Annotated in this window: 12 protein-coding genes, 2 tRNA genes and 1 rRNA gene (1 of these 15 cut by a window edge); 5 read left to right on the top strand and 10 right to left on the bottom strand. The window is 68.1% G+C overall.

The window, feature by feature from the left end:
• A 16S ribosomal RNA gene (locus tag AFR_RS07665) occupies positions 1-278 on the bottom strand (it extends 1,241 nt beyond the left edge of the window).
• Positions 279-902: 624 nt separating this feature from the next.
• On the opposite strand from AFR_RS07665, the gene AFR_RS07660 reads away from it, so the two are divergent.
• On the top strand, positions 903-1,118 hold the full coding sequence (locus tag AFR_RS07660; RefSeq protein ID WP_023359334.1) for a hypothetical protein: 216 nt from the start codon (positions 903-905) through the stop codon (positions 1,116-1,118).
• Positions 1,119-1,763: 645 nt separating this feature from the next.
• Positions 1,764-2,495, top strand: a complete 732-nt coding sequence (locus tag AFR_RS07655; protein WP_023359333.1) for a VOC family protein — start codon at positions 1,764-1,766, stop codon at positions 2,493-2,495.
• Between the two features lie 6 nt (positions 2,496-2,501).
• Here AFR_RS07655 and AFR_RS07650 read toward each other — a convergent pair whose 3' ends face one another.
• From AFR_RS07650 to AFR_RS07620, 7 genes are all read right to left on the bottom strand, one after another.
• Positions 2,502-3,299, bottom strand: coding sequence for a carbon-nitrogen hydrolase family protein (locus tag AFR_RS07650; RefSeq protein ID WP_023359332.1), 798 nt, complete (start codon positions 3,297-3,299; stop codon positions 2,502-2,504).
• Between the two features lie 18 nt (positions 3,300-3,317).
• Positions 3,318-3,851 (bottom strand): GNAT family N-acetyltransferase, encoded by a 534-nt coding sequence (locus AFR_RS07645; protein WP_238547244.1) that lies wholly within the window; start codon positions 3,849-3,851, stop codon positions 3,318-3,320.
• Positions 3,852-3,961: 110 nt separating this feature from the next.
• A complete protein-coding gene (gene clpX / locus AFR_RS07640) occupies positions 3,962-5,254 on the bottom strand; it encodes an ATP-dependent Clp protease ATP-binding subunit ClpX (protein ID WP_023359330.1) in 1,293 nt (430 codons plus the stop codon).
• Between the two features lie 233 nt (positions 5,255-5,487).
• Positions 5,488-6,144 carry an ATP-dependent Clp protease proteolytic subunit gene (locus AFR_RS07635; RefSeq protein WP_023359329.1) on the bottom strand — a complete coding sequence of 219 codons (657 nt, stop codon included), beginning with the start codon at positions 6,142-6,144 and terminating at the stop codon, positions 5,488-5,490.
• An 11-nt stretch (positions 6,145-6,155) separates the two neighbouring features.
• On the bottom strand, positions 6,156-6,785 hold the full coding sequence (locus AFR_RS07630; protein WP_023359328.1) for an ATP-dependent Clp protease proteolytic subunit: 630 nt from the start codon (positions 6,783-6,785) through the stop codon (positions 6,156-6,158).
• Between the two features lie 202 nt (positions 6,786-6,987).
• Positions 6,988-8,337 (bottom strand): trigger factor, encoded by a 1,350-nt coding sequence (gene tig, locus AFR_RS07625; RefSeq protein ID WP_023359327.1) that lies wholly within the window; start codon positions 8,335-8,337, stop codon positions 6,988-6,990.
• A 40-nt stretch (positions 8,338-8,377) separates the two neighbouring features.
• A tRNA-Pro gene (locus tag AFR_RS07620) sits at positions 8,378-8,451 on the bottom strand.
• 142 nt (positions 8,452-8,593) lie between these two features.
• On the opposite strand from AFR_RS07620, the gene AFR_RS07615 reads away from it, so the two are divergent.
• Positions 8,594-8,667: transfer RNA gene (locus tag AFR_RS07615), tRNA-Gly, on the top strand.
• A gap of 16 nt (positions 8,668-8,683) precedes the next feature.
• Here AFR_RS07615 and AFR_RS07610 read toward each other — a convergent pair.
• Complete coding sequence (locus AFR_RS07610) at positions 8,684-9,448, bottom strand: helix-turn-helix domain-containing protein (protein WP_023359326.1); 765 nt, start codon at positions 9,446-9,448, stop codon at positions 8,684-8,686.
• Between the two features lie 74 nt (positions 9,449-9,522).
• Between AFR_RS07610 and AFR_RS07605 the strand changes: the two genes are divergently transcribed.
• Positions 9,523-10,056 (top strand): hypothetical protein, encoded by a 534-nt coding sequence (locus AFR_RS07605; protein ID WP_023359325.1) that lies wholly within the window; start codon positions 9,523-9,525, stop codon positions 10,054-10,056.
• Here the strand turns inward: AFR_RS07605 and AFR_RS44855 are convergent.
• Positions 10,022-10,402: a LapA family protein gene (locus AFR_RS44855; RefSeq protein WP_023359324.1), complete on the bottom strand. Its 381-nt coding sequence runs from the start codon at positions 10,400-10,402 to the stop codon at positions 10,022-10,024. The two genes, AFR_RS07605 and AFR_RS44855, sit on opposite strands and share 35 nt — an antisense overlap.
• Positions 10,403-10,546: 144 nt before the next feature.
• On the opposite strand from AFR_RS44855, the gene AFR_RS07595 reads away from it, so the two are divergent.
• A complete protein-coding gene (locus AFR_RS07595) occupies positions 10,547-11,671 on the top strand; it encodes a CAP domain-containing protein (protein ID WP_023359323.1) in 1,125 nt (374 codons plus the stop codon).
• Positions 11,672-11,703: the final 32 nt, after the last annotated feature.

The following is an 11,703-nucleotide window of genomic DNA, read 5'->3' as shown; positions in this document are numbered from 1 at the left end:
CCGTCGTCGCCTTGGTAGGCCATTACCCCACCAACAAGCTGATAGGCCGCGAGACCATCCCAGACCGAAAAACTTTCCACAACACACCATGCGGTGCGAAGTAATATTCGGTATTAGCCCCCGTTTCCGAGGGTTATCCCAAAGTCCGGGGCAGGTTCCTCACGTGTTACTCACCCGTTCGCCGCTCGAGTACCCCCGAAAGGGCCTTTCCGCTCGACTTGCATGTGTTAAGCACGCCGCCAGCGTTCGTCCTGAGCCAGGATCAAACTCTCCAACAAAATCTACATGTTGAACACTTTGTCCCGGCAACAAACAATCTGTTGCCAAAGGAAACCCCGATCATCCCGGTAAGGACAATCAGAGCCATAACCAATTGGCACTGGCTTATCTAGCACCCTGTTGAGTTCTCAAAGAACAACCACACACCGAACTGAACTCCTTGGTAGGAGACCCGCTCGGGGCAACCGCTCAAACTTACCCGCTCGGCCTGTCCAGCGCAAGACCGGAGTCTTGGAAGATCCGAAGATCTTCGTGGCATCGCCCGAATGGTTCCGCGCTGACGCTCACCCCTGCCGGGGTGGTCGTTTTGGCGGGTGGCCGTGCACACCGGCCGATGATCGTTTCCGATCCATCCGCCCGGCTCGTGCTGGCCGTTGTACTCTACCCGGTCGTTCTCGCTGGCGCAAATCCGGCTTCCCGGCACCCGCTTCGCCCGGTGCTGAGAGCCAGCATAGCGCCTTCTCTCAGCTGCCTCCGGGTAGCCGTCGGATCGGTCACTTTCGTGCCGTTCCGTCCGGGTTCCCCTCGGGCAGAGAGAAAGTTACGCGACCCCCCACCCGAAACGCAAATCGACACCCGTCCCCGTCCCGCCATCGTGTGCCGGACCGTGCCACAGTGGCCTTATGGCCGCTTCCCCGGTGCTCGCCGCCGACGCCCTCTTCAGCCTGCTCATGCCACTGACGCAGGTGCTGATCGGCGTTCTCGTGCTGGCCGCCGTCGTGGTCTCGGTCCACCGCCTGATCCAGCGTGGACCCACCCGCATGGGAGGAGCAATGCTCCTCATCGGTGGAGCTCTCGTCTGCGTCGCGGTCCTCAGCTACCTGGTCCAAACCTTCTAGGTACGCCCACAGCCCCGCCCCCGAACCACGCGCTCCACCGGCGCCGCGCAAGGCCGGCAACCCAGGTACGCCCACAGCCCCGCCCCCGAACCACGCGCTCCACCGGCGCAACGCAGGGCCGGCAACCTAGGTTTGCCCAGCCCGCCCCCGAACCGAGCGCTCCACCGGCGGGCCGCAGGGCCGGCAACTTCGGCAAGGCACCCTCATAGACCAAGGCGCCATCGCAAGAGCAGCGTTCGGCCGGTTCGCGGCGGTCCGGGTCCGGGCACAGTCGGGCTCGGCGAGAGCTGCTCCACCCAACATCCTTGAAGTTGGGCCTGCACGAGACAAGATCGGCGCCTCGCCTCCCGCGACCCGTCACACCGATCCCCTGGTCATCCTCGACCTGGCTGAAGGCGATCACCGGCGGCCGGCCGAGCATCCGAGCCATTCCCGGCAGCAGAATCCTCGGCGGTACCCGGACTCGACGAGATTTGCAGCCCACCCCGCTGGTTCTTCTCCTCGATGGCGACAAGCTTCCCGGCGAAGTCCTCCGCTCGAGGCCCAAACCGCAGCCCGCATTTCTGGAGGCCGGGCGCCGGCCGTAGCCGCTCCCCGGTGGACCGACGCCCCAGGCGAAACCCGGCCGTCGTTAGCATCGTCGGCATGGTTACGCGGCTGGTGCAGATCAACATGAAGGCTCACGACGACGCCGCGCTCGGCGTTTTCTGGGCGGAGGCGCTCGGCTGGGGGATCTCCAGTGAGGGCCCCGGCGTGACCAATCTCGAGCCTGTGGGCTTCGCCTACCCGGATCCGACCGCCGTCTGCATCGACCTCATCAGGTCTCCCGAGCCCAAGACGGTGAAGAACCGTGTGCACCTCGACCTGGCCTCCACCTCGCCTGCCCATCAGGCCGAGATCGTCTCGCGCTTGAGGGAGCTGGGCGCGACACTCGTCGACGTCGGTCAGGGCGACGTCCCGTGGACGGTCATGGCTGACCCCGAGGGCAACGAGTTCTGCGTGCTGGATTCGATGTTCGAGGAGACCGGAACGATCTGCTCGGTGGTGGTCGACTGTGCGGATCCGCGAGCCATGGCCCGCTTCTGGGGTGAGGCCACGGACTGGACCGTGCACAAGGCGACCGATCGGAGCGCGGTGCTGCGTTCCGCTCAGGGTGTCGGGCCGTATCTGCAGTTCCTTCGGACACCCGACGTGAAGACCGTGTGGAATCGCGTTCACCTCGACGTCCGCCCGTACCCGGCTGGGGACGTGGGGATCGAGAAGGCCCGGCTGGAGGGGCTCGGCGCAACCACCGTCGACCTGGGTCGGAGTGACATCCCGTGGACGGTCATGGCCGACCCGGAGGGCAACGAGTTCTGCCTGCTGAGCCCGGCCTGACCGGGACTACAGGCGGCGGTTGGCGAGGCTCGGAAGTTCGGCGCGGATCTCGTCCAGGCGGGCCAGGTCGATGTCCGCAGTGACGATGCCGGTGGTGTCCGGCGCCTGGGCCAGGACGGTCCCCCACGGGTCGATGATCATGCTGCGGCCGAAACACGTGCGGCCGGGGTCATGGTCGCCGATCTGGCCTGCGGCGACGACGTAACACTGGTTTTCGATCGCGCGCGCCCGGAGCAGCACCTCCCAGTGGTCGCGGCCCGTGTGCATCATGAACGCCGCCGGCACAACGATCAGCTTGGCGCCGCCGTCGACTGCCAGGCTTCTGTAGAGCTCGGGGAAGCGCAGGTCGTAGCAGATGGACAGGCCGGTGGGGACGCCGTCGATCTCGGTGACGACGGTTTTGTCGCCCGGTGCCACGGTGCGCGATTCCTGGTAGGAGACGCGGCCGGGGATCTCCACGTCGTACAGGTGGATCTTGCGGTAGGTGGCGGCGAGCTGGCCGCTCCGGTCGAAGATCAGGGAGGTGTTCCAGGTCCTGGTGTCGTCCGGGCCGGCCTCGTGGAACGAGCCGGCGTGGACCCACATGCCGAGTTCGCGGGCGGCGGTGGCGAAGAACTGGCCGAACTCCCCGTCGATCGCTTCCGGCTTCGGGAGGCCGGCGGACCGGCCCAGATAGTCCACGTACTCCGGGAGCACCGCGAGGTCCGCGCCGGCCGCAGCAGCGCGGTCCAGCAGTTCGCGGGCGGTGGCCAGATTGGCCGCCCGATCATCGCGAGCGTTCAGCTGGCAAACGGCGACACGCATGACAGCCAGCGTACGGCGTCAGCCCCGCACCGGCATGAGCAGAACTTCGCCTCCGACGGGTGTGTAGCCCGCCGCGAGGAACGCCCGCAGACTGGCTGCGTTGCCCGGAGCGACCTGCGCCCACACCGGCCGACCCTCGGGGACCAGATGCCGGGCCGCAGCCGCCAGCGACCGTCCCAGCCCTCTGTTGCGGCCGTCCTCGTCGACCTCGACCGCAACTTCCCACCGTCCGGCGAGTCCACGGCCGAGCACGAGCGTCCCCGGCCCGCTGGTCCACACCTCGACGTCCTGGCGGTACCGGCGGGCGCGGCGCACACGCCGGTGCTCGCTGTCGGTGACGGGTGTCAGCGGAAGGGGTGGCTCCCCCGTTGCGGGCGGCGCCAGCAGGACCACGTCGATGGTGCCGGAGACCAGGCGCAGTCGTTCCTCGAGCGCGCTGAGGAACAACGCTCCGAGCGGGGCGCTCAGGTTGTCGTCGACGTCGACCCACGAGTCGAGCCAGCGCTGGTCGACGTCGGCCGCCACGGCGACGTACCCCGGAAACGACACCACCGCCGCCCGGCGGGGCGACGGTGGTGGCAGTAACTCGAGCCAGGGGTCCGTCGGGAGTCGCTCGTGACGCTCGACCCGGGACAGAACCTCCGACAGGGTGTGCTCGGCGGTCAGGCCGACTTCTCCTCGCGTTCGCGGCGGGCACGCCGGCCGACGAACTCCCGCGGGACGATCGTCGGGATGACGTTCTCCACCACGACCTCGCGGGTGATGAGCACCCGGGCGGCGTCGGGGTTGCTCGGGACCTCGTACATCACGGAGAGGAGGACCTCTTCCATGATGGCGCGCAGGCCACGGGCGCCGGTGCCACGGAGCATCGCCTGATCGGCGATCGCCTCGAGGGCGCCGGTGTCGAACTCCAGCTCCACGCCGTCCAGCTCGAAGAGACGCTGGTACTGCTTCACGTACGCATTCCGGGGCTCGGTGAGGATCTTGATGAGCGCCTCGCGGTCGAGGTTGCGCACCGTGGTGATCACCGGGAGCCGGCCGATGAACTCGGGGATCAGGCCGAATTTCAGCATGTCCTCGGGCATGACCTTGCTGAAGATGTCGTCCGTGTCGCGTTCCGAGATCGAGCGCAGGTGCGCGCCGAAGCCGACACCACCCTGGCCGACCCGGGACTCGATGATCCGGTCCAGCCCCGCGAACGCCCCACCGACGATGAACAGCACGTTGGTGGTGTCGATCTGGATGAACTCCTGGTGCGGGTGCTTCCGTCCGCCCTGCGGCGGGACGTTGGCGACCGTACCCTCGAGGATCTTCAGCAGAGCCTGCTGGACACCCTCGCCGGAGACGTCCCGGGTGATCGACGGGTTTTCGCTCTTGCGAGCGATCTTGTCGACCTCGTCGATGTAGATGATGCCCTGCTCGGCCCGCTTGACGTCGTAGTCGGCGGCCTGGATCAGCTTGAGCAGGATGTTCTCGACATCCTCGCCGACGTAACCCGCCTCGGTCAGCGCCGTGGCGTCCGCGATGGCGAACGGCACGTTGAGCATCCGGGCCAGCGTCTGCGCCAGGTGCGTCTTACCGCAGCCGGTGGGGCCGATGAGCATGATGTTGGACTTGGCCACCTCGACGTCGCTGCCACCTCCGGGCGCGCCGGCCGACTCGGCCTGAATCCGCTTGTAGTGGTTGTAGACAGCTACCGAGAGGGCCTTCTTGGCCTGCTCCTGCCCGACCACGTAGTTGTCGAGGAACTGGCAGATCTCCATCGGCTTGGGAAGCTCTTCCCACTTCACCTCGCCGGTTTCGGCCAGCTCTTCCTCGATGATCTCGTTGCAGAGGTCGATGCACTCGTCGCAGATGTAAACACCAGGGCCCGCGATGAGCTTCTTGACCTGCTTCTGGGACTTCCCACAGAAGGAGCACTTCAGTAGGTCGCCACCGTCGCCGATCCGTGCCACCTACGTTCTCCCTGCGCTCATCGGCCGGCTGCTGCCGGCCCCTGGCCTGAGGATGATTTCCTCGTCGCCAAACAACGTCCTACTGGGTTCATCGTCTGCCGACCCGCGTTACTGAGGTTGCTGGCTCGACGTTACCCGCTGAGGAGCAGTTCTCCGACCCCCCAAAACGGGCGTGTCAGGGGTCAGTCAGTCTAGCTTGCGACTAACGACCCCTGACACCACGTGCTACAGGGTCAGACCCCGGCAGTCTGGAGGCTCTTCTTACGAGTCGCCAGAACCGTGTCCACCAGGCCGTACTCCTTGGCCTCGTCCGCGGTCATGATCTTGTCGCGGTCGACGTCCTTGCGAACCTGCTCCTGCGTGCGGCCGGAGTGACGCGAGATCATCTCCTCCATCTGGCTCCGCATGCGCAGGATCTCGCGCGCCTGGATCTCGATGTCCGAGCCCTGGCCGTAGCCGCCCTCGGTCGCCGGCTGGTGGATGATGATCCGCGAGTGCGGGAGCGCCATCCGCTTGCCGGGGGTGCCGCCGGCGAGCAGCACCGCTGCCGCGCTGGCCGCCTGGCCGAGGCAGACCGTGCTGATGTCCGGGCGGACATACTGCATCGTGTCGTAGATCGCCGTCATGGCGGTGAACGAACCACCGGGCGAGTTGATGTACATCAGGATGTCGCGGTCCGGGTCGGCGCTCTCCAGCGTCAGCAGCTGGGCCATCACGTCGTTGGCCGACGCGTCGTCCACCTGGACGCCGAGGAAGATGATCCGGTCCTCGAACATCTTGTTGTACGGGTTCGACTCCTTCACGCCGTACGACGTGCGCTCGACGAACGAGGGCAGGACGTAGCGGTTGTGCACCGGAGCGAACCCGGAGGGCATGGTCAGGTCGGTCATGGTTCAGCTCCTCAGTTCAGCGTTCCGGCGCCCTCGGGAACCTGAGTGGCCCCGGTGATCACCTTGTCGATGAAGCCGTAGTTCCTTGCCTCCTCGGCCGTGAACCAGCGGTCCCGGTCGGAGTCGGCTTCGATCTGCGCCTGGTCCTGGCCCGTGTGGAAAGCCACCCGCTCCTGGAACATGCGCTTGGTGTAGAGCATCTGCTCGGCCTGGATGGCGATGTCGGCGGCCGTGCCGCCCATGCCACCCGAGGGCTGGTGCATCATGATCCGCGCGTGCGGCAGGGAGTAACGCTTGCCCTTGGTGCCGGCGCAGAGCAGCAACTGACCCATCGACGCGGCCATGCCCATGGCCACGGTGGAGACGTCGTTGTCGATGAACTGCATCGTGTCGTAGATCGCCATGCCGGAGTAGACGGAACCACCCGGCGAGTTGATCCACAAGTTGATGTCGCGCTCGGGGTCCTCGGCCGACAGCAGCAGCAGCTGGGCGCAGATGCGGTTGGCGACCTGATCGGTCACCTCGCTGCCGAGGAAGATGATCCGCTCACGCAGCAGGCGGTTGTAGACCGAGTCGTCGAGGTTGCCACTGAGGGAGTCACCACGCAGCGTGGGACTTGCAGGGATGTGCAGATCGGTCATGGCAGCCCTTCACAGCTGACTTCGCCGGCCGAGGTTCCGGCCGGCAGGTTGTCCGTCGTACGACCAACCTAACCGGTCGCATGCGCATCAGCTTCCCGCTCGGGCAGGTGTTCGCTGACAGCGCATCAGCTCCGGCCGTACCCGGAAAAGCATGGGCCGCCGCGTGCCGGAAGGGGCGCGCGGCGGCCGGCCCGCTCTGTTGTCAGTGGTTGTGCCCGGCGTGCTCGTCCTCGGAGGCCTCACGGAGGTCGTCGAGGGTGAGCGTGTTGCCGTCGGTGTCCTTCATCGTGACCTGCTCCATGACGTTCGCCAGGGCCTTGCCGCGGCGCACGTCGCCGAAGACGGCCGCGGCCGCACCCGACTGGACGAGCTGGTCGTAGTACTGCTGGGGCTGCATCTGGGCGCGCTGCGCCCGGTGCACGATCTCGTGCCCGAACTCGTCGTCGGAGACCTGGATGTCCTCGGCGTCCGCGATGGTGTCGAGCAGGAGCTGGATCCGGACACCCTCCTGGGCCGCCTCGGTCAGCTCGGTGTCGATCTGCTCCTCGGTCTTCTCCTCCGAGGTCAGGTAGTCCTCGAGGGTGGCGCCGATGCGCTCGAGCTGGTCGGTCATGGCCTGCTTACGACCCTCGACCTCGTCCTTGACGATGCCCTCGGGCGCGGGGATCTCGGCGGCCACGACGAGCTGCTTGAGCGCCTCGTCACGGGCGGCGTAGATCTGCTCGACCTTCTTGACCTTGCCGAGCCGCTCCTTGAGGTCGCCCTTGAGCTCGTCGAGGGTGTCGAACTCGCTCGCCAGCTGGGCGAACTCGTCGTCGATCTCGGGCAGCTGCTTGTCCTTGACGCTGAGCACCTTGACCTCGACCTCGGCGTCACGGCCGGCGAAGTCGCCGCCCACGAGCTGGGTCGTGAAGGTGGCGTCGGCGCCGGCGACCAGGCCGACCAGCACCTCGTCCAGGCCCGGGAGCAGCTGCTTGCTGCCGACCTCGTGGGAGATGTTCGTCGCCGAACCGCCGGGGACCTCCTCGCCGTCGACCGTCGCGCGCAGGTCGAGCTGGACGTAGTCGCCCTCCTCGGCCGGGCGGTCCACGGTCTTGAGGCTGGCGAACCGCTCACGCAGGCCGGAGATCTGCTCGTCGATCTCGTTGTCGCCGATCTCGACGGCCGGAACCTCGACGGTGATTCCGGACAGGTCCGGAATCGTGATCTCCGGGCGGACGTCGACCTCGGCCGTGAACTTCAGCGGCTCGTTGTCGGCGAACTCGGTGATCTCGACCTCGGGACGGCCCAGCGTCTTCACGTCGTGCTCACGCACCGCGGCGAGGATCTGCTGCGGGATGGCCTCCTGCACGGCCTCGTTGAGGACGGCACCCCGGCCCACACGCTGGTCGATCACCGCGGCGGGGATCTTGCCCTTGCGGAAGCCGGGAATCTGGACCTGAGAGCCGATCTCTCGGTACGCCTTCACCAGGCTGGGCTTCAGCTCGTCGAACGGCACCTCGATGGCGAGCCGCACCCGAGTCGGACTCAGAGTCTCGACGGTGCTCTTCACAGGCGTACTCCTTGATGGATCTCTTCGTGTGTTGGTGAAGTCGGGGTGGCGGGATTTGAACCCACGGCCCCTCGCTCCCAAAGCGAGTGCGCTACCAAGCTGCGCCACACCCCGTGGCGACGGCAAGTGTATGCGGTCCCTGGTGTGTCGTGTGCCGCGGCGTCACCCGCGTGCGCCACGCGGGGGATATCGGGTTCGCATGCCGGGCAGCTATTCAGTAGGCTGACCCCGGTGCCGCACGAAAATGCGGGATCACGCGGGCGTAGCTCAATGGTAGAGCTTCAGTCTTCCAAACTGACTACGCGAGTTCGATTCTCGTCGCCCGCTCCACGCACAAAGGCCCAGGTCAGACGACCTGGGCCTTCGTCGTTCCCAGGGGCTCGGCGAGCAGGGCGCGGACGGCGCCGGGTGGCAGGCCCAGCTCCCGGCGGACGGCGCGGGTCAGGTGGGGCTGGTCGGCGAAGCCGGTGTCCGCGGCCAGGGCGGCCAGCGACGAGGACTGACCCAGCTGATCCAAGGCGCGGCGCACCCGCAGCCGCAGCCTGTACGCGTTGATGGTCAGACCCGTGACCTGGTGGAACGTCCGCGAGAGGTGCCAGCGGGAGCAGCCGGCCAGCTCCGCGAGGTCGTCCAGGCGGGCACCGGGGTCGGCGTTGAGGGCGGCACGGGCCTCCCCGACGGCGGGGTGCGAGCGGGGCGCCGGCAGCAGTCGGCCGATCAGGTCGGACGCGAGGTCGAGCAGATCGGCCGGCGTGGAGCCGGCGGCGGCGAGCAGGCGGCGGTGCGCCAGGTCGGCTGCGGGCGGCACGTGCAGCGGACCGGCCCACGCGAGGCGGTCGGCGGTCTCGGGAGTGACCCTGATGCTCGTACAGGTGTCGCCGCCGGCCGGGTGGGCGACCTGCTGGACCTCGCCGGGGCGCTGGAGATATCCCTGCAGGGCGTCGGCGACGACCACGCGGCCGTCGGCGCGGCGGGTGAAGACTCCGCGCCGGACCAGGACCACCGAGCTGACGCCGACCTCCTCCTCGGGGCCCCAGCGGGGCGGGCCGGAGCAGCGGACGGTGGCGATCCGCAGGTCCGGGGTGTCGAGCAGCGCCGTGTGCGACAGCATGGCGTGGACGCTAGGCCGGGGGTACGACAAGAACGTTCAAGACCGGGACGGCAGGGCCGGGACAGGCTCGGGGCATGACAGATCTTCTCGAGCAGCTGCACGCCGACGCCCCCGCGCCCGATGTCGTGCCGGATCTCTACGGCGGTCTCGTCGGCGCCTGGGACGTCACCAACCACTACGAGGACGAGCGGTCGGGCGTCTGGCGGCGCGGCACGGTCGTGTGGACCTTCGGCCGGGTGCTGGCCGGGCGGGCCGTCCAGGACGTCATGTGGTTCACCGACGATGCAGGCGAACGCAGCACCGGCAGCACCATGCGGCTCTTCGACCCCGTCTCCGGGGCCTGGCGGGTCGTCTGGTTCTCCCCCACGGGCCGCACCACCGCGCTGATCGGACGGCCGGGAGAGAGCGGCGACATCGTCCAGGAGGGCGAGCGGACCGGCGGGCAGCTCGTGCGGTGGACCTTCACGGCGGTCACCGCGGAGAGTTTCCGCTGGCTGGGCCATGTCTCCGACGACGGCGGGGCGTCGTGGCGGCTCGAGCAGGAGATGCTGGCCCGGCGGCGGGAACCGGCGATCAGCGGCGGCGGACCAGGCGCCGCAGCTGGATGATCCGGACCGAGGCGACCGCCATGGCGACGAACGCTCCGCACACGCCGGCGATCAGCATGGCCAGGGCCAGCGGGATCTGACCGTCCATCCAGAGGAAGCTGAGCCGGACGTTCCCGGTGTTCTGCGCGACGAAGATGATCAGCAGGATCAGCGCGACCGCACCGGCCCACACCCCGAACCACACCGCACTCGTCCGCGTACGCGGGACCCGGCTGTCCGGACGTCGCGGCGGAGCTTCACCGGCGCCCTCCAGACCGGCGAGGGTCCCGGCGAGCTCGGGCGGCAGCGGTGGCGGCGCATCGTCCTGGGGGGCGGTGAACGGACGGTTCTCGGATGGGTACGCCATAACTGACAGTATTCCCCGCGACCGCGCTTCGTTAACCCTGTTCACGCGCGTTCCCAGAATTAAGCGAGGGCTAATAGACCGAGATCGAAGAACGACGTTACGGTCTGCGCCGGAACCGCTCATCCCCACACGATTCGGATCACCATGCGCAGACCTGTCCTCATCGTCGGCGGCATGGCCGTCGTCACCGTGGTCGCCGGCATCGCCGTCGCGGCCAGCGCCAGTGCCGGTACGACCACTTACGAAGCCGAAGCCTCGGTCAACAGCCTCGCCGGTGGCGCGCACGCCGTCGACTGCGGGCGCTGTTCCGGCGGCAAGCGGATCACCGGTATCGGCGCCGAGGGCGTACTCACGATCACCGGTGTCGTGGCCGAGAAGGACGGGCCCACCCGGCTCGCGGTGACGTACACCGGCGAGCGGGCGCGGACCGCTCAGATCAGCGTGAACGGCGCCGTGCCCACGGCGATCCGTTTCCCGGGCACCCGCGGCACCAACCGCCCGGCGACCCTGCGGCTGACGGCCACGCTGAAGTCCGGCGACAACAACCTGACCTTCGGCAACTCGGTCGGACCGGCCCCGGACATCGACAAGGTGGTCATCACCACCGACGGCACGCCGCCCACCACGGCACCGACCGCGACGGCCTCGGGTGAGCCCGGCGCGACCGCCACGGTGACGCCGACCGGCACAGCTCCGCCGACGCTGCCGACCTCGCCGCCCGCGACGTCGCCGGCACCGACCAGCCCGGCTCCGACAACACCGTCGGCGAGCCCGACGACCAAGCCTCCGGCGACCACCGAGCCGCCGACCGACACGCCGACCAAGCCGCCGGCGACCAGTCCGGCACCCACCACACCGCCGGCCACCCCGCCGACCGGCAACGCGGCCCTCGAGGCCGAGGTCGTCCGGATCGTCAACGTCGAGCGGGCCAAGGCGAACTGCCCGGCGCTGACCGCGGACGACAAGCTGACCACGGCTGCCCGCGGCCACTCGGCGGACATGGCGGCACGCAACTACTTCAGCCACACCACCCCCGAGGGCGTGGAGTTCGCGACCCGGATCACCAACGCCGGGTACCGCTGGTCCGGTGCGGGCGAGAACATCGCCAAGGGTCAGCGGACACCGGCCGACGTGATGACGAGCTGGATGAACAGCGCCGGCCACAAGGCCAACATCCTCAACTGCGGCTTCAAGAACATCGGCGTCGGTGTGGCCGCGGACGCTCAGGGCTCGCTGGTCTGGACCCAGGACTTCGCCAGCCCCCGGTAGGGATTGAGTACCCCGAAGCGGGGAAAACGGGT

It is taken from the genome of Amorphoplanes friuliensis DSM 7358 (assembly GCF_000494755.1).
GTDB lineage: Bacteria > Actinomycetota > Actinomycetes > Mycobacteriales > Micromonosporaceae > Actinoplanes > Actinoplanes friuliensis.
Note: the sequence above shows the minus strand (reverse complement) of the source record. Positions and strands in the feature narration are given on the sequence as shown.